General features: G+C 56.1%; 28 protein-coding genes and 1 pseudogene. 12 read left to right on the top strand and 17 right to left on the bottom strand.

Annotated elements, in window-relative coordinates; all coding sequences use genetic code 11:
• Nucleotides 1-39: 39 nt before the first annotated feature.
• Nucleotides 40-1,051: pseudogene (locus C7476_RS02595) on the bottom strand (zinc-binding alcohol dehydrogenase family protein).
• Between the two features lie 102 nt (nucleotides 1,052-1,153).
• On the opposite strand from C7476_RS02595, the gene C7476_RS02590 reads away from it, so the two are divergent.
• The gene (locus C7476_RS02590; protein ID WP_112525988.1) at nucleotides 1,154-1,513 is read left to right on the top strand and encodes a winged helix-turn-helix transcriptional regulator; all 360 of its coding nucleotides are present in this window, start codon (nucleotides 1,154-1,156) and stop codon (nucleotides 1,511-1,513) included.
• A 12-nt stretch (nucleotides 1,514-1,525) separates the two neighbouring features.
• Here C7476_RS02590 and C7476_RS29060 read toward each other — a convergent pair whose 3' ends face one another.
• Nucleotides 1,526-1,651, bottom strand: coding sequence for a hypothetical protein (locus tag C7476_RS29060; RefSeq protein ID WP_281032665.1), 126 nt, complete (start codon nucleotides 1,649-1,651; stop codon nucleotides 1,526-1,528).
• A gap of 108 nt (nucleotides 1,652-1,759) precedes the next feature.
• Here C7476_RS29060 and groES point away from each other — a divergent pair, with 108 nt between their 5' ends.
• On the top strand, nucleotides 1,760-2,056 hold the full coding sequence (gene groES, locus C7476_RS02585) for a co-chaperone GroES (protein ID WP_106715529.1): 297 nt from the start codon (nucleotides 1,760-1,762) through the stop codon (nucleotides 2,054-2,056).
• A gap of 57 nt (nucleotides 2,057-2,113) precedes the next feature.
• Nucleotides 2,114-3,760, top strand: a complete 1,647-nt coding sequence (groL, locus tag C7476_RS02580) for a chaperonin GroEL (protein ID WP_106715528.1) — start codon at nucleotides 2,114-2,116, stop codon at nucleotides 3,758-3,760.
• Between the two features lie 102 nt (nucleotides 3,761-3,862).
• Here groL and C7476_RS02575 read toward each other — a convergent pair whose 3' ends face one another.
• A complete protein-coding gene (locus C7476_RS02575) occupies nucleotides 3,863-4,270 on the bottom strand; it encodes a winged helix-turn-helix transcriptional regulator (RefSeq protein ID WP_114428321.1) in 408 nt (135 codons plus the stop codon).
• 89 nt (nucleotides 4,271-4,359) lie between these two features.
• Between C7476_RS02575 and C7476_RS02570 the strand changes: the two genes are divergently transcribed.
• Complete coding sequence (locus C7476_RS02570) at nucleotides 4,360-4,920, top strand: NADPH-dependent FMN reductase (RefSeq protein ID WP_114428320.1); 561 nt, start codon at nucleotides 4,360-4,362, stop codon at nucleotides 4,918-4,920.
• 30 nt (nucleotides 4,921-4,950) lie between these two features.
• Here the strand turns inward: C7476_RS02570 and C7476_RS02565 are convergent, their stop codons facing one another.
• Nucleotides 4,951-5,307 (bottom strand): VOC family protein, encoded by a 357-nt coding sequence (locus C7476_RS02565; protein WP_114428319.1) that lies wholly within the window; start codon nucleotides 5,305-5,307, stop codon nucleotides 4,951-4,953.
• A gap of 8 nt (nucleotides 5,308-5,315) precedes the next feature.
• The gene (locus C7476_RS02560) at nucleotides 5,316-5,726 is read right to left on the bottom strand and encodes an SRPBCC family protein (RefSeq protein WP_114428318.1); all 411 of its coding nucleotides are present in this window, start codon (nucleotides 5,724-5,726) and stop codon (nucleotides 5,316-5,318) included.
• A gap of 138 nt (nucleotides 5,727-5,864) precedes the next feature.
• Here C7476_RS02560 and fumC point away from each other — a divergent pair, with 138 nt between their 5' ends.
• Nucleotides 5,865-7,256 carry a class II fumarate hydratase gene (gene fumC, locus C7476_RS02555; protein WP_114428546.1) on the top strand — a complete coding sequence of 464 codons (1,392 nt, stop codon included), beginning with the start codon at nucleotides 5,865-5,867 and terminating at the stop codon, nucleotides 7,254-7,256.
• Nucleotides 7,257-7,364: 108 nt separating this feature from the next.
• Complete coding sequence (locus C7476_RS02550; RefSeq protein ID WP_114428317.1) at nucleotides 7,365-7,751, top strand: DoxX family protein; 387 nt, start codon at nucleotides 7,365-7,367, stop codon at nucleotides 7,749-7,751.
• Between the two features lie 64 nt (nucleotides 7,752-7,815).
• On the opposite strand, the gene msrA is transcribed toward C7476_RS02550, so the two are convergent.
• The 6 genes from msrA to C7476_RS02520 form a co-directional block, all read right to left on the bottom strand.
• A complete protein-coding gene (gene msrA / locus C7476_RS02545; protein WP_114428316.1) occupies nucleotides 7,816-8,505 on the bottom strand; it encodes a peptide-methionine (S)-S-oxide reductase MsrA in 690 nt (229 codons plus the stop codon).
• 20 nt (nucleotides 8,506-8,525) lie between these two features.
• Nucleotides 8,526-9,020, bottom strand: a complete 495-nt coding sequence (gene msrB / locus C7476_RS02540) for a peptide-methionine (R)-S-oxide reductase MsrB (RefSeq protein WP_114428315.1) — start codon at nucleotides 9,018-9,020, stop codon at nucleotides 8,526-8,528.
• Nucleotides 9,021-9,133: 113 nt separating this feature from the next.
• A complete protein-coding gene (hisG, locus tag C7476_RS02535; protein ID WP_114428314.1) occupies nucleotides 9,134-9,832 on the bottom strand; it encodes an ATP phosphoribosyltransferase in 699 nt (232 codons plus the stop codon).
• Complete coding sequence (locus C7476_RS02530) at nucleotides 9,829-10,959, bottom strand: ATP phosphoribosyltransferase regulatory subunit (RefSeq protein ID WP_114428313.1); 1,131 nt, start codon at nucleotides 10,957-10,959, stop codon at nucleotides 9,829-9,831. Before C7476_RS02530 ends, hisG begins: the two co-directional genes overlap by 4 nt.
• A 6-nt stretch (nucleotides 10,960-10,965) precedes the next feature.
• Nucleotides 10,966-12,480 carry a histidine--tRNA ligase gene (hisS, locus tag C7476_RS02525; protein WP_114428312.1) on the bottom strand — a complete coding sequence of 505 codons (1,515 nt, stop codon included), beginning with the start codon at nucleotides 12,478-12,480 and terminating at the stop codon, nucleotides 10,966-10,968.
• Between the two features lie 97 nt (nucleotides 12,481-12,577).
• Entirely contained in the window at nucleotides 12,578-13,234 is a 657-nt protein-coding gene (locus C7476_RS02520) for a DNA-3-methyladenine glycosylase I (RefSeq protein ID WP_114428311.1), read from the bottom strand.
• Nucleotides 13,235-13,422: 188 nt separating this feature from the next.
• Between C7476_RS02520 and C7476_RS02515 the strand changes: the two genes are divergently transcribed.
• Nucleotides 13,423-14,211, top strand: a complete 789-nt coding sequence (locus C7476_RS02515; RefSeq protein ID WP_114428310.1) for a L,D-transpeptidase — start codon at nucleotides 13,423-13,425, stop codon at nucleotides 14,209-14,211.
• A 75-nt stretch (nucleotides 14,212-14,286) separates the two neighbouring features.
• Here C7476_RS02515 and glcF read toward each other — a convergent pair whose 3' ends face one another.
• The 3 genes from glcF to C7476_RS02500 are packed head-to-tail and all read right to left on the bottom strand — an operon-like array spanning nucleotide 14,287 to nucleotide 18,329.
• Complete coding sequence (gene glcF, locus C7476_RS02510; RefSeq protein WP_114428309.1) at nucleotides 14,287-15,618, bottom strand: glycolate oxidase subunit GlcF; 1,332 nt, start codon at nucleotides 15,616-15,618, stop codon at nucleotides 14,287-14,289.
• A gap of 2 nt (nucleotides 15,619-15,620) precedes the next feature.
• Complete coding sequence (gene glcE, locus C7476_RS02505) at nucleotides 15,621-16,832, bottom strand: glycolate oxidase subunit GlcE (RefSeq protein WP_114428308.1); 1,212 nt, start codon at nucleotides 16,830-16,832, stop codon at nucleotides 15,621-15,623.
• On the bottom strand, nucleotides 16,833-18,329 hold the full coding sequence (locus C7476_RS02500) for an FAD-linked oxidase C-terminal domain-containing protein (RefSeq protein WP_114428307.1): 1,497 nt from the start codon (nucleotides 18,327-18,329) through the stop codon (nucleotides 16,833-16,835).
• 98 nt (nucleotides 18,330-18,427) lie between these two features.
• Here C7476_RS02500 and C7476_RS02495 point away from each other — a divergent pair, with 98 nt between their 5' ends.
• Nucleotides 18,428-19,162: a metallophosphoesterase family protein gene (locus C7476_RS02495; protein WP_114428545.1), complete on the top strand. Its 735-nt coding sequence runs from the start codon at nucleotides 18,428-18,430 to the stop codon at nucleotides 19,160-19,162.
• A 9-nt stretch (nucleotides 19,163-19,171) separates the two neighbouring features.
• On the opposite strand, the gene C7476_RS28035 is transcribed toward C7476_RS02495, so the two are convergent.
• Both C7476_RS28035 and C7476_RS02490 read right to left on the bottom strand, forming a co-directional pair.
• A complete protein-coding gene (locus C7476_RS28035; RefSeq protein ID WP_181872325.1) occupies nucleotides 19,172-19,312 on the bottom strand; it encodes a hypothetical protein in 141 nt (46 codons plus the stop codon).
• A 178-nt stretch (nucleotides 19,313-19,490) separates the two neighbouring features.
• The gene (locus C7476_RS02490) at nucleotides 19,491-20,189 is read right to left on the bottom strand and encodes a type 1 glutamine amidotransferase (RefSeq protein ID WP_114428306.1); all 699 of its coding nucleotides are present in this window, start codon (nucleotides 20,187-20,189) and stop codon (nucleotides 19,491-19,493) included.
• Nucleotides 20,190-20,260: 71 nt separating this feature from the next.
• Between C7476_RS02490 and C7476_RS02485 the strand changes: the two genes are divergently transcribed.
• On the top strand, nucleotides 20,261-20,881 hold the full coding sequence (locus C7476_RS02485; protein WP_114428305.1) for a hypothetical protein: 621 nt from the start codon (nucleotides 20,261-20,263) through the stop codon (nucleotides 20,879-20,881).
• On the opposite strand, the gene C7476_RS02480 is transcribed toward C7476_RS02485, so the two are convergent.
• Nucleotides 20,871-21,770, bottom strand: a complete 900-nt coding sequence (locus tag C7476_RS02480; RefSeq protein WP_114428304.1) for a DMT family transporter — start codon at nucleotides 21,768-21,770, stop codon at nucleotides 20,871-20,873. The two genes, C7476_RS02485 and C7476_RS02480, sit on opposite strands and share 11 nt — an antisense overlap.
• Nucleotides 21,771-21,901: 131 nt before the next feature.
• Here C7476_RS02480 and C7476_RS02475 point away from each other — a divergent pair, with 131 nt between their 5' ends.
• The 3 genes from C7476_RS02475 to C7476_RS02465 all read left to right on the top strand — a co-directional run bounded on the left by C7476_RS02475 (nucleotide 21,902) and on the right by C7476_RS02465 (nucleotide 24,567).
• Entirely contained in the window at nucleotides 21,902-22,339 is a 438-nt protein-coding gene (locus C7476_RS02475; protein WP_114428303.1) for an Lrp/AsnC family transcriptional regulator, read from the top strand.
• 15 nt (nucleotides 22,340-22,354) lie between these two features.
• Nucleotides 22,355-23,089 (top strand): 16S rRNA (uracil(1498)-N(3))-methyltransferase, encoded by a 735-nt coding sequence (locus C7476_RS02470; RefSeq protein WP_114428302.1) that lies wholly within the window; start codon nucleotides 22,355-22,357, stop codon nucleotides 23,087-23,089.
• 104 nt (nucleotides 23,090-23,193) lie between these two features.
• A complete protein-coding gene (locus tag C7476_RS02465; RefSeq protein ID WP_114428301.1) occupies nucleotides 23,194-24,567 on the top strand; it encodes a glutamate--cysteine ligase in 1,374 nt (457 codons plus the stop codon).
• The last annotated feature ends 67 nt before the right edge of the window (nucleotides 24,568-24,634 follow it).

Here is a 24,634-nt window from a genome sequence, read left to right as displayed (position 1 = left end):
TGGGCGCTTCTACTCATATAGCCAGCGTAATTAGCAGGGTTAGAACCCGGAGAGTACGATCTTGCCCTTGGCGCGGCCGCTTTCGATCAGCGCATGTGCTCTCTTCAAATTGGCTGCGTTGATCGGGCCGAAGTCATCGGCGAGAGTTGTTTTGATCGTCCCTTCGTCAACGAGTTCCGACACCTTGTTCAAAATTCGATGCTGTGCATCCATATCGGGTGTCTTGAACAGCGCCCGTGTAAACATCAACTCCCAATGCAGCGATATGCTCTTGCGCTTCAGCAACATGACATCGAGCGTCTTCGGATCATCAATCAGTGCGAACCGGCCCTGCGGCGCGATCAGCGTGGCGACTTCGGCAAGATGCGCATCGGAGTTGGTGGTTGAGAACACGAATCCCGGAGCGCCTATACCCAGCGCCTCAACCTGGGCCGCTATGGGTTTCGAGTGATCTATGACGTGATGAGCGCCGAGATCACGGGCCCAAGCCTGCGTTTCCGGACGCGACGCCGTGGCGATGACGGTGAGGTTGGTCAACTTTCGCGCGAGTTGAATAGCGATCGATCCAACTCCACCGGCGCCGCCGATGATAACGATGGCATTGGCCGCCCCGAGGACCGGTGTTTCGACGTGAAGCCGATCAAACAACGCTTCCCACGGTGATTGATGTCAGCGGTAAGGCGGCCGCGGCGCTGAAGCTTAGCGATGACGGCTTCTTACCGACAATGCGCTCATCGACGAGGTGAAATTCTGAGTTCGTGCCGGGACGATCGATCACTCCAGCGTAGAACACTTCATCACCCGGCTTGAAGAATTGTGCCTCGGGACCCACTGCGGCTACAACGCCCGACGCATCCCAGCCAAGTACCTGGGGCGTTCCCCCTTCCGGTTTTACCCTGACCCGGACCTTGGTGTCGACGGGATTGACAGATATCGCCCTCACCTCAACCAACAAGTCTCTGCCACTTGCTTCGGGCTTCGGCAGGTCGATATCGACCAATGAAGTTTCAGCGGTGATGGGTTGTGATTCGAAATAGGCGACAGCGCGCATGATCGTTGCTCCTGGAAAAGTTGACCTGCCCGAGATGCGCCTTATGCTACATAAGTGCAAGAATGCACATATAACGCATATAGTGTCAAAAAGGATACCGTTATGCCGCGCGTGCGCCACAAGACGTTTGATTGCTCCGCCGGCTGCCCGGTCGAAGGTGTTCTCAACTTGATCGATGGCAAGTGGAAAGGCGTGATCCTCTACCATCTCATGTCAGGTACGCTGCGGTTCAATGAGATTCGACGCAAGCTGATTAATGTCACACAGCGCATGCTGACCAACCAGTTGCGCGAATTGGAAGCCGATGGGCTGATCATACGCAAGGTCTATGCCGAGGTGCCGCCCAAGGTCGAGTATTCGCTTTCGGAGCGCGGCCGCAGCCTGGAGCCGGTTATCAACGCCTTGAAGGCATGGGGTGATGCCAATCTCGCTCTCGACAAGATCGACGTGGAAGCAGCCTGACGCGTCGTTTCATCAATACATCACATTTTTATGGAATAAAAGCTTGGTTGCAGCACTTGCGAGCACCTTGCGATTGCCGATTTTGGGTTCACCGCAGAAAAGATTCATCTCAGCTTTCCCTTGACTCTTCAGTGTCATCCCACTATCTCCGGCCGCAGTTAGCACTCACCTCTGTCGAGTGCTAATAACGCGGATGGCGCAGCTGTTCGCGACATCGTTTTGACACCAACATCAAGGGTTCTAACCATGGCCAAGACCAAGTTCCGCCCGCTTCACGACCGCGTCGTAGTACGCCGCGTCGAATCCGAAGCAAAGACTGCAGGCGGCATCATCATTCCGGATACTGCCAAGGAAAAGCCACAGGAAGGCGAAATCGTCTCCGTAGGCACCGGCGCTCGTGACGAAGCAGGCAAGCTCGTACCACTCGATGTCAAGGCAGGCGATCTTATCCTGTTCGGCAAGTGGTCCGGCACGGAAGTCAAGATTGGCGGCGAAGACCTGCTGATCATGAAGGAATCCGACATTCTGGGTATCCTCGGCTAATCACCGACCTTTCATCAAAATTTCGATCAAACCGGGTTCAATCCCAGGAGAGATAAAATGGCTTCCAAAGAAGTAAAATTCGGCCGCGACGCGCGTGAGCGCATGCTGCGCGGCGTCAACATCCTTGCAGACGCTGTCAAGGTAACACTCGGCCCGAAAGGCCGTAACGTTGTTATCGACAAGTCCTTCGGCGCTCCGCGCATCACCAAGGACGGCGTAACCGTTGCCAAGGAAATCGAACTCGAAGACAAGTTCGAAAACATGGGCGCACAGATGGTGCGTGAAGTCGCTTCGAAGACGAACGACATTGCTGGCGACGGCACCACGACCGCTACTGTTCTTGCCCAGGCTATCGTTCAGGAAGGCGGCAAGGCTGTTGCTGCCGGTATGAACCCGATGGATCTGAAGCGCGGCATAGATCTTGCTGTTGCTGAAGTTGTCAAGCAGCTCGGCAAGAGCGCCAAGAAGATCAAGACTTCGGAAGAAGTTGCGCAGGTCGGCACGATCTCTGCCAATGGCGAGACCGAAATCGGCGAAATGATTGCCAAGGCAATGCAGAAGGTTGGCAACGAAGGTGTTATCACCGTTGAAGAAGCCAAGACCGCTGACACCGAGCTCGAAGTCGTCGAAGGCATGCAGTTCGACCGCGGCTACCTGTCGCCTTACTTCGTCACCAACCCTGAAAAGATGGTTGCTGATCTCGAAGACGCCTACATTCTCCTCCACGAGAAGAAGCTCTCGAACCTCCAGGCTCTTCTGCCGGTTCTTGAAGCTGTTGTTCAGACCTCCAAGCCACTCGTCATCATCTCTGAAGACGTCGAAGGCGAAGCTCTTGCTACGCTCGTCGTCAACAAGCTGCGTGGCGGCCTGAAGATTGCTGCTGTCAAGGCTCCTGGCTTCGGCGATCGCCGCAAGGCAATGCTGGAAGACATCGCTATCCTCACCGGTGGTCAGGTTATTTCCGAAGATCTCGGCATCAAGCTCGAAAGCGTTACGCTCGACATGCTCGGCCGCGCCAAGAAGGTGTCGATCACCAAGGAAAACACCACGATCGTTGACGGTCATGGCAAGAAGGGCGAAATCAACGCCCGCGTCGGCCAGATCAAGCAGCAGATCGACGAAACCACTTCCGACTACGACCGTGAGAAGCTGCAGGAACGCCTTGCCAAGCTCGCTGGCGGTGTTGCCGTTATCCGCGTTGGCGGTGCAACGGAAGTTGAAGTGAAGGAAAAGAAGGACCGCGTCGACGACGCCCTCAATGCAACCCGTGCGGCTGTTGAAGAAGGCATCGTTGCTGGCGGTGGCGTTGCTCTCCTTCGCGCTTCGGCTGGTCTTACCCTCAAGGGTGCAAATGCCGATCAGGATGCTGGCATCAACATCGTTCGTCGCGCTTTGCAGGCTCCGGCTCGCCAGATCGCAACGAACGCAGGCGATGAAGCTTCGATCGTTGTTGGCAAGATCCTTGAGAATAAGAAGGACACCTATGGCTACAATGCGGCCAACGGTGAGTACGGCGATCTGATCGCTCTCGGCATCGTCGATCCGGTCAAGGTTGTCCGTACTGCTCTGCAGGATGCGGCGTCGGTTGCTGGCCTTCTAGTCACCACCGAAGCCATGATCGCCGAAGCTCCGAAGAAGGACAACGGCGGCGCTCCCCAGATGCCAGGCGGCGGAATGGGCGGCATGGGCGGTATGGACTTCTAAGAAGTCCTCATCCACGCAAATATGGAAAAGGCGGGTTTCGACCCGCCTTTTTTGTTATCACAGCTGTTTAACGTACTTGTGCAATAGGGTTAGCAGGATTCCCTATTCTGCCGCGTCAGCGAATCTCCGCTGTACCTCGGCATTCCCGTGGGCTGCGTCGAAACGGGCACGGGCCTCGCTGACACGTTGCTCGTTCCTGATCGCCCAGTCTCCAAGCCCTCGCACGGGAACGAGCAGATCGCGACCCAGGTCCGTCAGGTCGTAGTCCACACGTGGCGGAATGGTCGGATAGACCGTTCGTGTAACGAAACCATCGCGCTCGAGGCCCCGTAGTGTGCTCGTCAGCATCTTTTGCGAAATACCGTTGATAGCCCGCTTCAACTCGTTGAATCGCATTGAGCGATTGCCAAGATAACTGACGACCAGCACCGTCCATTTGTCGCCGACGCGCGCCAGAATGTGATGAACCGCGCTGCAGGCAGAGGTAACTTCAAAGTGATCTGGTTTCAAAAAAGTGCCTCCTTGCGGTCGTTTCGAACAGTCACTTATATAGCGCCGGTCACAAATAGTTACCACCCCAAGACAAAGGATTTCTCAATATGGCTAAAGCAAAAATCGGCATCATCATTGGCAGCACGCGGATCGGCCGTTTCGCCGAATTTCCGGCCAAGTGGATCGCCGAAATAGCCGGCAAACGTGACGATATCGAAGTCGAAATCCTCGATTTGCTCGATTATCCTATGCATTTCTTCGGCGAAGAGCGCACGTCGACCGCCCAAACCGAGACGGCAGAGCGCTGGAAAAAGAAACTGCGTGAGTTCGACGGTTTTGTTGTCACCGTTGCGGAATACAACCACGGCCCGACTGCTGTTCTGAAGAACGCCATCGATCTTGGTGAGTTCATTCACAAGCCGGTTGGATTTGTTGGCTATGGCGGCGTTGGCGGTGCCCGCGCAATCGAGCATCTTCGACTGGTTTTCGTGGAAATGAGTGCCGCGTCAGTCAAAACCGGTATCCACATCTCCTTCCCCGAATATCTCACGGTCGTCAAAGGCGAGAAGAAGCTTGCCGACTATGAACATCTCAATGAAGCGGCCAACAACCAGCTCAACCAGCTTGTCCTGTGGGCAAACGCTCTAAAAACAGCCCGTGCTGCTTGATAATTAAAGAGCGGCCGCGCAAGCGGCCGCTCACCTGTCAGACCAGACCGCCAATTCGTAACCCTCCAGATCGGTGAAATGAAAGCGGCGCCCACCGGGGAAATTGAAGATCGGCTTGACGATCTTGCCTCCCGCCTTTTCAACCCGCTTCAATGTATCCGCAAGGTCGTCGGCGAAGAAGATGACCAGCGGACCGCCACCCGGTTTGACGTCGCCGGCATTGGCAAATCCGCCTTTGAGATTACCGTCGGAAAATTCGCAATAATCAGCTCCGTAGTCGGTGAAAGACCAGCCGAACGTATTGCCATAGAAACTGCGGGCCCGCGCAATATCTGTCACATTGAATTCGATATAGTCGATACGCCCGTCCTTGCCTGAACTGGCCATTTTTCACCTCACTCTATAAGTTGTACTTCGAGCACGTCCTTGAGCTTCTGCAGGTCACGCATTACCCAGGCCGCGTCTGCAGTGAATTTTTCATCGTCCATTCCCGGGAGCCGGAACAAGGTGAATGTTACCTCCGAATTTTCCCCGTTGGCGACAACCCGCAGGGGAATGTAAACCTTCTCGCCGGTTTCGGTGATCACCCAGTGATCGAGAACGCCGAGCTTGTTTGGCGGTGCAAAACGTAGCCTGAGCTTACCGGCAGGACTGTCCGCCAGCCATTCGTCGCCCGACCTTTGCAAGGCAGAAGTTAGTCCGGAGGCCCATTCCGGCAGGTTTTCCGGGATGCTTGCGTAGTCATAGACGTCGCGCCAAGATCGCTGAATGGAAATTTGAAGGGTTCGCGCTTCATGCGTCGCCATGCCCTGTCCTCCCTGCATGTTCTAATCGATTTTAACTTAGCATGGCATCGTTTTCCGGCCAACATTTGCCGCTCGAACCTTGCCTCCCGTCGAGCTTCGCAGTAGTGATCTGCCAACTCCCATCAGGAAAAGTGCATGATGAGCTCTACGCGTACCGAAACAGATACTTTTGGCCCGATCGAAGTTGCCTCGGACAAATATTGGGGCGCACAAACCGAACGCTCACTGCACAATTTCAAAATCGGCGGCGAAAGAATGCCGATCCCGCTTGTACGTGCTCTCGGTATAGCAAAGCGCGCCGCTGCCGAAACCAACATGGCACTTGGTAAGCTCGATGAAGTGATTGGCCGCGCCATCACCGTCGCTGCCGAAGAAGTCATCGAGGGCAAGCTGGATGACCATTTCCCTCTCGTCGTCTGGCAGACGGGATCAGGCACGCAGTCGAACATGAATGCCAACGAGGTGATCTCCAATCGCGCTATCGAAATGTTGGGCGGAACCAAGGGCTCGAAAAAACCGGTTCATCCCAATGATCACGTCAATATGAGCCAATCGTCGAACGATACGTTTCCGACTGCAATCCACATTGCCACAGCGGTGGAAGCGACAGAGCGCCTCTTTCCAGCACTGAACCATCTGACGGCGGCGCTGGCCAAAAAAGAAGAGGCCTTTGCAGACATAATCAAGATCGGCCGCACACATACGCAGGATGCAACCCCAGTCACACTTGGTCAGGAATTCTCGGGCTACCGGGCTGCGCTGGAATACGCGCACAAGCGCATCGAACAAAGCCTTGCCGATGTGTTCCTGTTGGCACAGGGCGGCACCGCGGTTGGTACCGGCCTCAATGCGCCGATTGGCTTCGATACCGGATTTGCCGATGCCGTATCCGATATTACCGGCCTTCCCTTCAAAACGGCACCAAATAAGTTCGAGGCTTTGGCCAGCCACGGTGCACTCACAAATTTCCACGGCAGCCTCAATGCGCTTGCCACCGATCTGTTCAAGATTGCCAATGACATCCGTTTTCTCGGCTCCGGTCCTCGCTCTGGTCTCGGTGAGTTGAAGCTGCCCGAAAACGAACCGGGCTCATCAATCATGCCAGGCAAGGTCAATCCGACCCAAGCCGAAGCACTGACCATGGTGGCCACACAGGTGTTCGGCAACAACGCTACCGTGACCGTCGCAGCCAGCCAGGGCCATTTCGAGCTCAATGTATTCAAGCCTGTGGTTGCATTGAACGTGCTTCAGTCAGTCCGCATTCTGTCCGATGCGATGGTCTCCTTTGCCGACAATTGCGTCGAAGGTATTGAGGCGGATGAAGTCCGTATCAAGGACCTGCTTGAGCGTTCATTGATGCTTGTCACGGCCTTGGCCCCGGCTATCGGCTATGACAATGCTGCCAAGATAGCCAAGACAGCCCACAAGAATGGTACGACACTGAGGGAAGAAGCACTAGCAAGCGGTCACGTCTCAGCCGAAGACTATGATCGCCTCGTGCGCCCGGAACGAATGATCGCGCCAGAGTGACATTGGAAAACCGTTTCGCCTGTGAACAATGTGTAGAGAAAATAATAGCTTTGTTTGACAATCGGATTTAGCTATTGGGGGGCAACGCCAAACCCGGAGAGATTTCTTATGCCTAACAATGCCCTAGTTACACTGATCAGTCGCATTCTACTTTCGATTCTGTTCATTCCCGCTGGCTTCGGCAAGCTGACTGCTATTGCGGGCACTGCGGGATATTTCGCCGCCAAGGGCCTGCCACTGCCCACAGTCACTGCCGTCATTGTCGGTCTGGTCGAGTTGTTGGGCGGACTTGCCGTACTCATCGGCTTTCAGACACGCTATGCTGCAATCCTGCTTGGCCTATTTACCATTGCCGCAGCATTTGTCGGGCACCTCGTGCCATGGGACCAAGCGAACCAGATCAACTTCTTCAAGAACCTTGCCATCGCCGGTGGCTTCTTCGTACTCGCCCAGTACGGTGCAGGCGCTCTCTCGGTAGACGCCAAGCGCGGCTGATCGCATTTGACCGAATGTAAAAAAGGCCGCTCATAGCGGCCTTTTTCTATAAGAGAACAAGGATTTAGTTCGAAGCTTTCGCTTCGCTGACCAATACGGGTTTCTCCCGATAATCCTGCGGGAACAACTTGCTCAGGTTTTCAATTTTGGGCAGATCGTAGTAGGATATATAGGGCTGGGTCGGATTGATCGTGGCGTAATCCTGATGATAGGCCTCGGCTGGATAAAACTTTTCGAGCGACGAGACTTTGGTAACGATCGGGTCGGAATAGACTTTCGCCTTATCAAGCTGGGCAATGTAAGCTTTGGCCACCTTTTCCTGATCGGCGCTGGTCGTGAAAATCGCCGAGCGATACTGCGTCCCCGAATCTGGCCCCTGACGATTGAGTTCCGTCGGATTGTGAACCACCGAGAAATACACCTGCAGGATTTTGCCAAGGCTGACAGTCTTTGGATCGAAAGTCACCTCGACCGATTCAGCATGCCCAGTGTCGCCGCCGCTGACAATCTCATAGCTCGCCGTTTCTTTCTTACCGCCGGAGTAGCCGGAAACGGCACTGCTTACGCCCTTCATGTGCTGATAGACGCCTTGAACGCCCCAGAAGCAGCCGCCCGCGAGGACGATGGTCTCGCTTTTGGCCGGCGTCGTTTGATCGAGCGCCGGCGGTGGCACCATGGTGACATCCTCCCCGGCAAGAGCAAAACCGGGAGCCAACAGAATCGCCGTGGCGAGCAGAATTTGACGAAGTTTCATAGGTTTTGTCCTTCTAGCGCTTACGCAGCGACCGGTTTGAATTTCAACGCAACGCCATTCATGCAATAGCGCAGACCGGTCGGTTTCGGACCGTCGTCGAAGACATGGCCAAGATGACCGCCGCAACGGTGGCATTCGACCGCCGTTCGCGACATGCCGAATGAACTGTCAGTTTTTTCGATGACCGAGCCCTTGATGGGCAACCAGAAGCTTGGCCAACCGGTACCACTTTCGAATTTGGTGTCTGAATCAAAGAGCGGCAGATCGCAGCCAGCGCAGGTAAATGTGCCCTTGCGCTTTTCATGATTGAGGGGGCTGGTGAACGGCCTCTCGGTCCCCTCCTCGCGCAACACGTAATATTGCTCGGGGGTGAGCAGCTTCTTCCATTCGGCGCTCGTGTGCTCGACTTCGAACGTACCGGCCGCTTGGGCTGTCGGTGTCGCGGCAAAACGCGCCGCCACCAATGCGCCAAGTCCTGCTATAGCACCGCCAAAAAGCGTTCGACGTGTCATCATGGCTGAACTCCCTGTGCCAATGTACCGATAATAACCGGTTTCTGCAGGGAGATACGTAAGGACGGCCGGAAAGGTTACACAACCAGCCTGGAGTCACGGAGAGTTGATGAAAATCAGCCTTTGTTCAAAGCGGCCTTGATGCGCCGCGACAGTTTTTCGACTGCGCTAGCCTCGGCTGTACTCCGTGACGAAACCAGACAGGCTTCCGATTGGAGGATTATTCCGTCGTCAAGAACCTTGAGATGATTGGCTTGCAGCGTCGATCCTGTCGATGTGATATCGACGATAATATCAGCGGAGCCCGAGGCGGGAGCGCCCTCGGTGGCGCCAAGACTCTCGACGATGCGATAGACCTGAATGCCGTGCATCTGCGAAAAGAACTGCTGTGTGAGACGCCAATATTTGGTGGCAATGCGCAGACGCCGGCCATGGCGCTGGCGGAAATCAGCGGCAACGTCATCAAGATCGGCCATGCTTGATACGTCGTACCAAACCTCTGGCACCGCGACCACAACGTCCGCTTGGCCGAAACCGAGCCGGGCTTCGATCTGAACACGCTCATCGGCGGACGACAAAGTCTCGCGGATCAAGTCTTCACCCGTGATGCCGAGATCTACACTGCCATAGCCAAGCTCGCGCGCAATTTCCGAGGCGGAGAGAAACAGAATATCGATCTGGCTTTCGCCTTTGACCTGTGCCCGGTAGTTGCGTTGATCCCTGGGGAGGATCACGCTGAGACCGGCGCTTTCAAGCACACCAAGCGCCTGATCCTTGAGACGGCCTTTGGAGGGAAGGGCCAAGGTAACCGTCATTTTGCCTCTCCCGCGATCTGTTCGAGCCTGTCGAGCCAGATCGAGAATCCGACACCTGGAATGGAGCCAACGGCTCCCAGCATCGTCAGCAACCGGTCATAACGGCCGCCACCCACGATCGCGCCGAGGTCGAGATTATTCAGCGCGCGCGTTTCGTAAACAAGACCGGTATAGTAATCGAGCGGGCGTCCGAACGCGGCGTCATAGATAATCGTCTCCTCTCCGATGCCCGCTTCGACAACCGAGGCCGCCCGCGCTTCGAATTGTTCCAGCGCAGGCCCGAGATCGAACTCGTTGGAGCGCGCGAATTTGAGCAATTCACCGGCGGCGGATGGCAGTGGCACACGGATCGCAAGAAAGCTCTCCAAAGCAGAGAAGGCCTTGGCGGGCAGCCGTACCGAAGCAAGCGCTGCCTTTTCGATCAAGCGTCGCGCGATTTCGACAGGTGCGCGACCGGCGGCCGGGGAAATACCAGCAACCCGCATATCCTGTTCGAGTGCAGCAGCCAGCACAGCTTCATCGCCTTTTTCGACCAGTGCCGCGAGATGATCTGGTAGCGCATCGCTTTGGCGGTCCGACGAAAGGTCCTTGAGCAAACCCTTCAATTGACCCGGATTCCCAAAGGCGCGCGCGAGTTTTTTCTGCCAGCCTCGCGGCAGGCCAAGCGCTACCAGCACCGACTCGAAAATCGCCTGGTCGCCGAGCAGGGTTTCGAGTTGCGCATCGGGAGCAATAACGCGGATCGCGGCAACAGCATCGGCCAGCGATCGCGCGTCGGCTCGGGCGCGATTGGCATCACCAAGATCCTCTATGCCGGCCTGGAAAAACTCGTAACCGCCCTCGCGGCGCTGGCGGAACACCTCGCCCAGATAGGCGTAGCGTTTTGGCGTCGCGGCGTTACGTTCGATATGATTGCGGCAAACGGGAATCGTGAACTCCGGGCGAAGACACAGGCTCTCGCCGTTTTCGTTTTCTGTCAGAAAGATGCGGCGGCGCAAGTCTTCGCCCGCCATGTCAAGGAACTGGTCGGCAGGCTGAATAACAGGAATATCAACGAGCTCAGCATCCCGCCCCGAAATCAGCGCGGCGAGTTCATCGGAAAAAGCTGGGGCTCTGGAGGCGGCCATCCGAATTCAGACGGCCTTCGCCGCGTTGGCGCGATCTTCCGCCTGCGCCTCAAGGATCTTGCGCACCTCGGTGACCAGATCGCTTTCCTTGGCTGTAATCTGTGCCGGACGGCCTTCACGCCAGGTGACATTGTCCTCAATCTCCGCCGAAAGACGCGCGCCCTCGATCAGGTCCTTGATCTGGACTTCGCCATTGTCACGCTCCTGCGACCCCTGAATGATCACGCAAGGTGCACCGCGGCGATCGGCATATTTCATCTGCGGTTTCATACCGGACCCGCCAAGATACATTTCCGCGCGGATGCCGGCTTGGCGAAGGTCCGAAACCATTTTCTGGTAACGGCCAAGGCTTACCGTATCCCTGTCCATGACGAGCACGACGACCGGGCCGATATTGTCGGACGTATCGAGCTTGCCAAGGTTTGTAAGCGCTGTCATCAAACGCGAAACACCAATGGAAAAGCCGGTTGCGGGAACCGGCTCGCTGCGAAAACGCGACACAAGGCCATCATAACGGCCACCGCCGCCGACGGAGCCGAAAACAACCTTTTCGCCCTTTTCGTTGGTAACGTCGAAGGTCAGTTCTGCCTCGAATACGGGACCGGTGTAATATTCCAGACCTCGCACGACGGAGGGATCAATCTTGACACGGCCTTCATAGCCCGCTGCCGAGCAAAGCGCTTCAATTGTTGTAAGTTCTACAACCCCCTCTACACCCTTGTCATTGCCGGTGACGACACGTTCAAGGTTGGCAATCGTCTCGCCGCCCGTTGCACCGCCTGCAGAAGTGAAATCGATCACCTTGGCGATAGCAGCCTCGTCTAGACCAGCGCCCTTGGTGTAGTCACCGCTCTCGTCGAGACGGCCCTTGCCCAGCAATTCACGCACGCCATCGGGACCGAATTTGTCCAGTTTGTCGATTGCACGCAACACGACCAAACGCTTGCCGCTATTCTCATCGCCGTCAAGGCCGATCGCCTCGAGCACGCCATCCAGAACCTTGCGGTTGTTGACCCGGATGACATAGTCACCACGCTTGATCCCCAGAGCCTCCATGACGTCGGCCATCATCATGCACATTTCCGCATCCGCCGAGACGGATGGTGCGCCGACCGTGTCGGCATCGAACTGCATGAATTGGCGGAAGCGGCCAGGACCGGGCTTCTCGTTGCGGAACACCCAGCCGGCGCGGTAGCTGCGATAGGGTTTGGGAATGCTCTCGAAATTCTCGGCGACGTAACGCGCCAGCGGTGCGGTCAGGTCGTAGCGCAGCGACAGCCACTGCTCATCATCGTCCTGGAAGGAAAACACGCCTTCGTTGGGACGATCCTGATCCGGCAGGAACTTGCCCAGCGCGTCGGTGTATTCAATGAGCGGTGTTTCAACAGGCTCGAAACCATAAAGTTCGTAGACCTTGCGAATTTCCGCAATCATCTTTTCGGCAGCGCGCAGGTCCTCGGGCACACGATCCACGAATCCTCGTGGCAGCCGTGCCTTAACTCTATCTGCTTTCGTTGCCATGATGGAACCTTGAAATTTCTCGATTGCTGAAGCGGGTTTGCTCTAGCCGATCAGTGCATCAAGGGCAAGGATTGATGAAGCCGCAGCGATTTGAGAACTACGAGGCCGGGACGGGACGTTTGAAACCTTTACGCAGCTTTTCAATTTCCTGACGGCATTTGCAGCCTTCTATATGATCGTTGACGAGGCCCATGGCTTGCATATGCGCATACATCGTTGTGGGTCCGACGAAGCTCCAGCCACGCTTCTTCAAATCCTTGGACAAGCGGATCGAAGTCGGCGAGGTGGGGTTTGCGACAAGCGTCGGATAGTCGACCACCTTTGGACGCTCATCTGCCGGAGGCTCGAAGGTCCAGAAATAGGCAGCAAGCGATCCCGTCTCTTTAACGAGTTCAATCGCGCGGTTGGCATTATTGATTGCAGAATTGATCTTGCCGCGATGGCGGATGATACCGGCATCTGCAAGCAGCCGCTCGACATCCTTCTCGCCATAGCGGGCGATACGGTGATAGTCGAAGCCGTCGAACGCCTCGCGAAAATTCTCTCGTTTGCGTAATATGGTCAGCCAGGAAAGGCCAGACTGAAAGCCCTCGAGGCATATTTTTTCGAACAGGCGCGTATCATCCGTAACCGGCCTGCCCCACTCGTGATCGTGATAATGCACATATTCCGGAAGCGTGCCCGGCCAGAAGCAACGGGTGACGCCGTCCTCGCCTGTCGTCAGACCAGTCTTGACCGGGACATCATCTTGCATATTGCCTATCCTTCGAACGTTTCATTTGACGTTAACCAGTTCTGAAAACCAGCTGGTAACCACACCAAATAGTTTCGATAAAAAATCGCATTTTATCGATCGCGATTCACTTTTTTCTACCCACGCGCAGGCAAACTCAACCCGAAAGCTGACAAATCCTGTCAGCAGAGTTTTTGAGAACAATCAAAATGAGAACTGCCTTACTGCTTCTGACATCCTGCCTGGTCGTGGCAATTGTGCCCGGCGCGATAGCCAGCGAGCGTTACGCAACAAGGCCACCTGTGGTCATGAGTCCCGACCTCACGGCGCCCTGGGTGATGCAACTGCGCCAAAGGCCGGTCGGCGCACCCGTCAATCCTCACGGTTATGTGGTCTTCAGTGATCCACCAGTACGCGCAGTCAAGCAACGGGACCGCCGCGCGGTTCGCCGGGATGTCGACGCAAATCCAGCCGTTCGTGACGTTTCGTTTCAACGCCCTTCACAGCCGGCTGCCGACACTCCGCCAAAACAGCGAGGCATGGATCCGAAATTCTTGCCGCAAACGGTTGCCTATAACGGGCCGGAAAAACCTGGCACCATCGTCATCGATACATCGCAACGGTTTCTGTATCTGGTCGAGGCCGGTGGAACCGCGCAGCGCTATGGTGTCGGCGTCGGCAAGGAAGGTTTTGGCTGGTCTGGTACCAATGCGATCAGCCGCAAGGCTGAATGGCCCGATTGGTATCCGCCTGCGCAGATGATCGAGCGTGAGAGATTGAAGGGACGCATAATCCCGGCGCACATGGAGGGCGGCGTTGCCAATCCGCTCGGAGCACGTGCGCTCTATCTCGGCTCGACGCTTTACCGCATTCACGGTACCAATGCGCCCTGGACAATCGGCCATTCCGTCTCAAGCGGTTGCATCCGCATGCGCAACGAAGACGTCACCGATCTCTATGAACGGGTGAACGTCGGTACCAAGGTCGTTGTGAGATAAACAGTTATGGGGGCCGGCACCGGGGGCGGTGCCGGGAATTGGGCAGGGGTTCGCTTGAATCCCTGCCCTCTTTATTTATTCTGCTGCTTGCAGGAATGATTTTGGCGTCGGCACACCTTCAGGTCGGGGTCCGCCGTAGGCCCAGTCCAACAACTCAACAGTGTGGACGATAGGCAATTTCGAACCGCTGGCAATTTGGGTGATGCACCCGATGTTTCCGGTTGCGATGAGGCTGGCGCCGGTCGCTTCAATGTTCTTCACCTTACGATCCCGCAGTGTGCGAGCGATCTCCGGCTGCATGATATTGTAGGTCCCGGCCGAGCCACAGCAAAGATGCCCTTCGGCCGGATCCTTGACAATGAAGCCAGCTGTCTTCAGCAAGTCCTTGGGTTGGCGCGTGATCTTTTGCCCGTGCTGCATCGAACAAGCGGAATGATACGCAACGCTAAGACCAGCAGGCTCTTTCAGTTCAGGTAGGGTCAAGGTCGCCAGATATTCGGTAATGTCCTTGGCCAAGGCGGACACACGGGCAGCCTTGTCTTTATAGTCGGGATCGAGGCGCAGCATGTAGCCATAATCCTTGATCGTCGTGCCGCAACCGGACGCGGTAATCACGATGGCATCAAGGCCACCTGTATCAAGCTCGCGGATCCATACATCAACATTGCGACGTGCATCCTCAAGTGCCTCTTCTTCGCGGCCCATATGGTGCACGAGCGAGCCGCAGCACCTTTCGCCTTTTGGCACCACAACTTCGATACCAAGCCGGGTCAAAAGCCGGATTGTCGCCTCATTTATGCTGGGTCTCAGCACCGGCTGGGCGCAGCCCGTGAGTATAGCAACCCTGCCCTTTTTCGATGTCTCAGGCATATGCGAACCCGGCTCGGCAAAGCGCGATTTCGCTGGGACAGATTTGGGTGCGAGTTCGAGCATCGCGGCCATTGGCTTCAACGCGGCGATCGATTTGAACAGCGGAGCAAGTGGGCGGCCCAGCTTTGCTGCGGTGAGAGCAAGGCGAAAGCGTCCCGGATAAGGCAAGACAAACGCCAGGAGAGCACGCGTCAGCCGGTTTACTAGTGGACGTTTATAGGTCTTCTCGATATGCGCGCGGGCGTTATCAACCAGATGCATGTAATTCACGCCGGAAGGACAGGTCGTCATGCAGGCAAGGCATGACAGGCAGCGGTCGATATGCTTGACAACCTGCTCATCAGCCGCACGGCCGTTTTCCAGCATGTCCTTGATCAGGTAGATGCGCCCGCGCGGACTGTCGAGTTCGTTCCCGAGGGTCACATAAGTCGGGCAAGTCGCGGTGCAGAAGCCACAATGCACACATTTGCGCAGAATCTTCTCAGATTCTTCAACGCCGGGATCCAGCAACTGCTCGGGAGTGAAATTTGTCTGCACGTTTATACTCCTGCGACCATGCGGCCCGGGTTTAGTATTCCGCTCGGGTCGAATTGCTGCTTGAGCCGCTTCGACAACGCTGCCAAGGGCGCAGGCTGCGGCTCGAACACCGGCAATGCCGCGCGCAAGCTCGTCGATGCGCGAACAAGCGTTGCATGACCTCCGCCATATTTCTTGATGAGAGCACGCACGGCCTCCGCTTCCGGTTCGCCTTCCATGCGCAACCATACAAGCCCGCCTTGCCAATCATAGTATGCGTCGACAGCGGCGCCCATGCGTAGGGACGCAACGAGTTTGTAAGCCTCCATTGGCACCATCGATACGCGCCATACGGGTTGTTCCGTGCCGTCTGCGAAGGGGATGACATCACGGATCTCCTGCCAGAGTTTGCGCGAAGTGTCGCCCGAAACGTCCGCAATCGTGCCCGCCGACGCCAATAGACCTTTGAGCATGGCGGCACGATCGTTGACCGATGGCGCAAAACCTTCAAGCCGTAGCAACGTGGATGCGTCACCGTTGAGATCACCGTCGATAACGCGTCCGGATACATTGACTGGAAGATGTGCTGCGGAAGCCACCTCGCCGCTCGATCCCATGGCAATCGCCATGGCCCGCGCCGCTTCGTCATCGGCAAGACCACGCACCACTAGCGTGGTTTCGGTTTCCGGAGCGGGCAGGACCTTGAAGGTTATTTCAGTGGCGATGCCGAGCGTACCCCACGAATTGGCCATGCCTTTCGACAAATCATAACCGGTCACGTTCTTGACAACCCGCCCGCCAGATTTGAACAATTCGCCTCGGCCTGAAACGACGCGCACGCCCAAAACATGATCGCGTGCCGAGCCCGACTTCAGACGGCGCGGCCCGCATAGATTGGTGGCAAGCAGGCCTCCAAAGGTGCCCTGTCCCGAAGCTTGCCCCAGAAGCGGCCCATAGTCCATTGGTTCAAACTGAAACGCCTGGCCGTTCTCCGCAAGCAGCGTCTCGAGTTCGGCGACAGGCGTGCCTGCTTTTGCGCTCAGCACAAGTTCGTCCGGCTCGTAGAGCGTCACGCCGGAGTATTCCGATAGCGCGATTGTGTGTTCCGTCTGCAACGGACGGCCAAGATTGCGTTTGGAACCTTGACCGACGACTTCAACCGGCGCGTTCTCGGAAAGCGCCCATTGGAGAGCCTCGACGATTTCGTCCTCGGTCTTGGGAGTAAATATGGTCACTCAGAATCTCGGAATTTCTGGGAATGGCACCTGTCCGCGATGCACATGCATGCGGCCAAGTTCGGCACAGCGATGCAATTGCGGAAATACTTTGCCGGGATTGAGGAGGTGCTTGTCATCAAAAGCGCATTTGACCCTGATCTGCTGGTTAAGATCGATTTCGTTGAACATTTCCGGCATCAGTTCACGTTTCTCGACCCCAACACCATGCTCGCCCGTCAACACGCCGCCAACTTTGACACAGAGCCGCAGGATATCGGCGCCGAAATCCTCCGCCTTATGCAGTTCTTCCGGAATATTCGCATCGTAAAGGATGAGCGGATGCAGATTGCCGTCTCCAGCATGAAAGACGTTGGCAACGCGAAGGCCGTATTTTTCCGAAAGTTCGCGCATACCGGCCAGCACTTTCGGCAACTCCTTACGGGGGATCGTGCCGTCCATGCAGAGATAGTCCGGCGAAATGCGCCCAACCGCAGGGAACGCCGCCTTGCGGCCGGCCCAGAACGCCATGCGTTCCTCTTCGCTTTGCGAGATCACGCAGGTCGACGCACCATTTTTGTTAGCAATGGCCTCTACCATGCCGATCAGGTGATCGACCTCTACCACCGGGCCATCGAGTTCGATGATCAGCAGCGCCTCCACATCGAGCGGATAACCGGCATGGACGAAGTCTTCGGCCGCGTGAATCGCCGGACGATCCATCATTTCCATACCGCCAGGAATAACCCCGCCAGCGATGATGTCAGCAACACATTTGCCAGCTTGCTCACTTGTCGGGAAGCCTACCATCAACGCGCGCGCTGTCGCCGGTTTCTGCAATATACGCACGGTGACTTCAGTGACGACGCCAAGCAATCCCTCCGAGCCGGTCATCAGACCAAGAAGATCATAACCCTCAGAATCGAGATGCTTGCCGCCTAGCCGGACCACTTCGCCGGTGATCAGCACCATTTCGAGGCCAAGGACGTTGTTCGCGGTAAGCCCATATTTGAGGCAATGCACGCCACCTGAGTTTTCGGCAACATTGCCGCCGATCGAGCAGGCAATTTGCGACGAAGGGTCTGGCGCATAATAGAAGCCCTCGTGTTCGACCGCCTTGGTGATGCCGAGATTGGTTACACCGGGCTGCACGACAGCGACGCGATTGGGATAGTCGATTTCCAATATCTGATTGAAGCGCGACATGACGAGCAGTACCGCATCTTCGAGTGGCAGAGCGCCCCCAGACAGGGACGTTCCGGAGCCGCGTGGTACGACCTTTACATTGTTCTCGTGGCAATATTTGAGGACGCGCGAAACCTGTGCCACGGTTTGCGGCAGGACCACCACCAGCGGCAGTTGGCGATAGGCGGTCAGAGCATCCGACTCAAATACCCGCATCGCATTGGTGGCATCGACGACGCCCTCGCCCGGAACTATTGTCCGCAGCGCCGTCACGATGTCCGAACGGCGCGACATGGTTGCGTCGTCGGCTTTCGGCATCAGTAGTCCGGACATGAACTTTCCCTTGCTACAGCTATTCCAGCATGTCTCGCTATGACATTATCCGCTTGAACGAGATATCGCACAACTACGACGCGAAAGACAATTGCACAATGAAAACAGTTGATTTCAAACATGCACGCGGGCCCGACAGGCTGCGGGTCTATGCGATTGGCGATGTGCATGGCCGGCTCGATCTTTTGCAGGAAATGCATCGGCGCATTCAGGCGGAGAACGAGAAATCACCGCCTTTCGATTGGGTGATTGTTCATCTTGGCGACTACGTCGATCGCGGTCCCGATTCAAAAGGCGTGCTTGATCTTTTGGTCAGCGCACAGAAGAAGACGCACCGAATGCTGGCTATCGCAGGAAATCACGATTTCGGCTTTCTTGAGTTTCTGGCGACTGGCGCTCCCAATGGAATGTTCGCACACAATGGCGGTCGCCAGACTGCACTTTCCTATGGCGTTTCCATCGATTTCAACGATCTTGGATCTGTAGCGGCAGGACGGAACGCGCTGCTAGACGCGGTTCCCCCGGGGCACATAGAATTTCTTCGCGGCCTGAAGCGCTCGATGATTTTTGGCGATTTTTTCTTTTGCCATGCTGGCATACGTCCGGGAATTGACCTCGAAAGTCAGGATCCGGAAGATCTTGTCTGGATCAGGGAGCAATTCCTTGGCGAGCCACGGCTCTATCCAAAAGTCATCATCCATGGCCATACGCCCGTCACTGACGTGGAAATCAGACCAAACCGCATCAATCTCGATACCGGGGCGGTGTTCAGCGGTCGTCTCAGCGCGATCGCAATCGACGCCGAGAACAAGTTTTTCCTTGAGGCGATGTGAAATCCGCTATCAGCGGAAAGAAGTGCTCACGCCGTAACCGTCGCTGGAAACCGTATGGCTACCGGCATCTACCGAGAACAGACCTGCGCCCATGAAGAGGATAGCTGAGAGCATGACGGCAGTTAGAAGTGCAGCACTCTTGGTAGTCATTTCGGCGTTTCCATTGGTTTATATGGGTCTGGCTTCATGCCAGTTAACCAGTGTGGCCAATAAAGGACGCAAGTATTACCAACTAGTGAATTGGAGACACGCTTCACATGAATCCCGACATCCAATCGGATTCGGAATTAGGCTGTTGCCAAGTTGCAACGAAAATCGCGATGCAGACCTAAATCAGTGCCACCCAAGCGCGAGCGAGCGCCAGGCCGGCCGCATCTGCTTCAGCCCCGTCACGCTCCAGATAGGTGCCGTAGTTGGCGAGCCAATCGGGATCCAGATTTTTGATCTGATCATGGAAAACACGTCTCCACTCGTCAACGAGCTTGGTATCGGCCTCGAAATGAAACTGGATGCCATAGACAGCACGACCGATACGAAATGCCTGGTTCCGGGTCATATGACTTGAAGCGAGGGGCACGGCACCTTCAGGAAGCGAAAAGGTGTCACTATGCCAGTGAAAAATCGGAAACTGCTGCGGAACAGCAGAAAGAACGGGATCAGACTTCGCTTCAACAGTTCCGGTCACCTCGTGCCAACCGAATTCGGCCGGATGTCCCAGAATGTTCTCTCCACCGTAGCCGCGTGCAACGAGCTGACTGCCGAGACAGATGCCGAGCACGGCCTTGCCGGCATCGCCAAAGCATTTGATCAGTCTCGCCAATGCGGGAAGATAGGGATAGGTGTCATCATCGAGCGCGCTCTGGTCACCACCGAGTACGACCAGCGCGTCGTGATCCAAATCGTCATTTGGCAAGATTTGATCAAGATAGGGTTGACGCAGATCGATTTCGGCGGCTGCTTCTTCCAATGCGCGTCCGACCTGGCCAAGGCCTGTATTCTGATAATTCTGAACGACGAGAACGCGCATGCAGCCTGCCTGATGATCGTAACAACGGGAGTTCTGGATAGCATGCGCTCTGGAGAGTCGGAAGCCGCCAAATGACCCTGCAAAACCGCGTGACACCTTTTGGCGATATTGTCGCTGCGCCATATCGTGGCGCGCTGATGGGAAATCGCGGCATCATCCACGATCCCGCGACGCGGACTTTGCTCAAGCGTCGATGGACGACACGGGCCTGGATCATCTGCGTCTGCGAATTCAAAGGTGTGCGGCGCGAGGTCATGGCCCGGCGAAGCTGGACCGAATTGTTCTTTTTAGACGAAGCGACAGCGCTCGCAGCGGGACACAGGCCATGCTTCTATTGCCAGCGGCAACAGGCGAAAGCCTTTCAGGCGGCGTGGGCTGACGGGAATAAAACATCGATCCAGCCTGCACCTGCCATGGACGCGGTCCTGCACAGGGAGCGGCTGGATGCAAAGGGTGGCAAACGGCGGCATCCCATTGAAGGTCAAATAAAGGATTTACCGAATGGTACGATGATTGCCAGTGGCGAAGATGCCTATGCTGTCAAAGATGGCGTGACGTATCTTTGGTCTTGGCAGGGGTACACACTATCTGATCCGTCCAGCCGCGATGTTATGCTCCTCACACCGCCTGCAACCGTCCTGGCGCTGAGAGCGGGCTATAACCCGCTCGTGCACCTATACATCAAGCCTTGACACTCACCGGAATTGACCTGCGGAACGTCCAGCCGAGGCTTGTACCCGCGGCAGCTAGCAGAATGACAGCGGACCCGACCAACTGCCTTGGCTGCAGGGCGTGTCCGAAGGCAATATAGTCCACCAAGATCGCAGCAATCGGATAGATGAAGGAAAGCGAGCCCGTAATGTGTGTCGGCAGTTTCTGAATTGCGCTATAGAGCAGGATATACATCAGCCCGGTGTGAACCACGCCAATTGTTACGAGACTGCTCCATTCGCCCGTGCTCTGCGGCAGTCGAGCGAAATCGGCGAATGGTGCAAGCATCAGGACGCCAACGCAGACCTGAATGAGGGCGATGAGGTGTGATGGAATGCCTTTCAGGCGTTTGGCCACTATGGCGGCGATTGCATAGAGAAAGGCTGCACCGAGCGACAGGGCAATGCCTTCCATATAGTCGGAGCCGTTATAAGCGCCTCCAGGTTTGGCCTGGACGATCAGCAGCATTCCCGCAAAGGCGAAACCCAGCCAGAAAAGCTTGGTAGCGGTGAGTTTTTCCTTGAAAACCAATGCGCCCAGACCAACCAGCATGAACGGTTGGACGTTGTACACCGTGGTGGCGATGGCAATGGATGCGCGCGAGTAAGCGGCAAAAAGCAAAACCCAGTTCAACACGATTGCTATGCCGCCAATAACGGCGAGCCCGAAGAGTTTCAGCGAAATGGCATCACGTCGCAGCAGCCCAAGCGCCGCGCAGACAGCAAGCAACGTCACAGCACCAATGGCGCAGCGCCAAAAAACCACCGACAGAACCGGCTGGCCTGACATCAATACAAACCAGCCGATTGTCCCTGAAATGAGCATGGCGGCAGTCATTTCGACGCTGCCCCTGAACACATCTTTTTCCATGGCGAACACCTTTTGTTGATTTGCTAAGGGTATGCGTCAAGTGGCGAATTTGATATATGTCGCGAAAGGCAAAACTCGCGCTTCACCTTCTTATTTGAGGCGAAATAAATGAGTGGCCTTAGGAGGAAATTATGCTTGATGATCTTGACCGAACTATCATCGAGATTCTTGTTCATGATGCGCGTATATCGCTAAAGGAGCTTAGCAATCAGGTGGGCCTGTCTTCGCCCAGCGTTTCCGAGCGATTGCGCCGCCTTGAAGAGAAAAAAGTGATCCGCTCCTTTACGATCGACATCGATCCCGTCGCCCTCGGCTATAGCCTCTCGGCCATCGTACGCGTCAGGCCATTGCCTGGCATGCTGCACATCGTTGAAAAGCTCATCCAGGAGACGCCGGAAATCACTGAATGCGACAAGGTCACAGGTGACGATTGCTTCGTTGGTAAATTACAATTCCGGACGATGGAACAACTCGACATGATACTCGACCGTCTATCGGAAAGGGCCGAGACAAACACTTCCATTGTCAAGTCGTCGCCGGTCAAGCGCCGCCTGCCGCCGCTCAGTTAAACATCCGGATATTCAATGCGCGCAAATTACAAAATGCAGCGGCTCTACGTCACCGACAGTCTTGCCGCCGGGAAGCGCGCAGAGACGGGTCCGGAGGCCGTCAACTATTTGTCCAATGTGTTGCGGATGAAGGACGGGGATGAAATCCTCGTCTTCAACGGGCGGGATGGCGAATGGCGTGCGGCATTGCGATTCGAAAGCAGGAAAAAGCTGTTCCTTGAGCCGCTGGAACAGGTTCGCCAACAGCCCGCCGCGCCCGATCTCGTCTATTGCTTCGCACCGTTGAAGCAGGGCCGGCTCGACTATCTGGTCCAGAAGGCGGTGGAGATGGGCGCAGGCGTTCTGCAGCCGGTAATCACACAACATACGCAAGTTTCTCGCATCGGGATCGAGCGAATCGAGGCCAATGCGATCGAAGCAGCGGAACAATGCGGCGTGCTGGCCATCCCGCAAACGCGTGAGCCTGCAAAGCTCGAAAAGCTGCTTGAAGGCTGGGACAACCAGCGTCGCCTCATTTTCTGTGATGAGGGACATGACACACATAATCCACTGCCGCTGCTGCAGTCGCTCCCGCGTGGCCCGCTTGGTGTCCTCATCGGTCCGGAAGGAGGCTTTTCCGACCAGGAACGCGAAACCTTGCGAAAGCTGCCCTTTGTCACCGCTATTCCACTGGGTCCGCGCATCCTGCGGGCAGATACAGCCGCAGTTGCGGCCCTCGCCTTGATTCAGGCGACGATAGGCGATTGGTGAGTTACAAATACTCTTGATGAGACCATAAGCGAAATTTGCTTGCGCTCCTGCACGAAAACGGTCAATCACGCGCGACGATCTCATCATCTCGGAAAGCACCATCCATGGCGCGCGATACGACAGACGAAACACCGATCACCGGCACTGAAGAACTGGCTACCTATCTTGCTCAGGGATCGAGGCCGGAGACCGACTGGCGCATCGGCACGGAGCATGAGAAGTTCCCATTTTACACGGAAGACAACAGCCCGGTTCCCTATGAAGGACCGCGCGGAATTCGCGCGATCCTCGAAGGCATGAAGTCCAAGCTTGGCTGGGAGCCGATCATCGACGAAGGCAATATCATTGGCCTTGTCGAGCCTACTGGTCAGGGGGCAATCTCGCTTGAACCGGGTGGGCAGTTCGAGCTTTCCGGTGCGCCGCTTCTCACCATTCATCAGACCTGCCGCGAATCCAACGCACATCTGGCGCAGGTGCGCGAAATCGCGGAGCCGCTAGGTATTCGTTTCCTTGGTCTCGGCGGCAGTCCCAAATGGACGCTCGCCGAAACGCCGCGCATGCCGAAATCGCGCTACAACATCATGTCCAACTATATGCCGAAAGTTGGCAAGGACGGCCTGAACATGATGTATCGCACCTGCACGATCCAGGTGAATCTCGACTTCTCGTCCGAAACGGACATGCGCCGCAAGATGCAGGTTTCGATGAAGTTGCAATCCATCGCGACCGCGCTCTTTGCAATGTCGCCATTTACCGAGGGCAGGCCAAACGGTCTGCTGTCATGGCGTTCAAACATCTGGCGCGACACGGACAACAATCGCTCGGGCGTTCTGCCGTTCATCTTCAACAAGAATTTTGGCTTTGCCGACTACGTCGAATGGGCACTCGACGTGCCCATGTATTTTGTCATGCGCCATGGTCGCTATCATGATTGTACCCACGTGACATTCCGTCAATTCATGAACGGCGCTCTGAAGGATTCCATCCCGGAAGGCACGCCGAACATGGGCGACTGGACCAATCATTTATCCACCCTGTTCCCGGAAGTGCGACTGAAGCGCTTCCTCGAAATGCGTGGCGCCGATGGCGGACCTTGGCGCCGCATCTGCGCTCTCCCAGCTTTCTGGGTTGGTTTGCTCTACGATGCCGAGGCGTTGGATGCAGCAGAAGCCATGACCTATGACTGGACCTACTCGGAAGTACAGGCGCTGCGCGACGAGGTTCCGGTGCAAGGCCTGCGCGCCACGCTGCGCAATCGGTCTGTGCATGAAATATCACGTGATGTGCTGGCGATTTCGCGGCTCGGCCTGAAGAACCGGGCAAAGCTCAACAGCGAAGGCTTCGACGAGACGCACTATCTCTCGTCGCTGGAGGAAGTTGTTGCGCGTGGAACAACGTCGGCTGAGCAGATGCTGTCGCAGTATAATACTGCTTGGGGCAGTTCCGTTGAGCCGGCATTTCTGGAATACGCCTATTAGGTCGTGAACTCATAAATCTGATGGAAATGGTATGAGGCCATCTTTTCGGATACAAGGAGCGAAGGCG

Source organism: Phyllobacterium bourgognense (genome assembly GCF_003337575.1).
GTDB lineage: Bacteria > Pseudomonadota > Alphaproteobacteria > Rhizobiales > Rhizobiaceae > Phyllobacterium > Phyllobacterium bourgognense.
The sequence above is the reverse complement of the archived record's forward strand: the minus strand, read 5'-3'. Positions and strand labels throughout refer to the sequence as shown.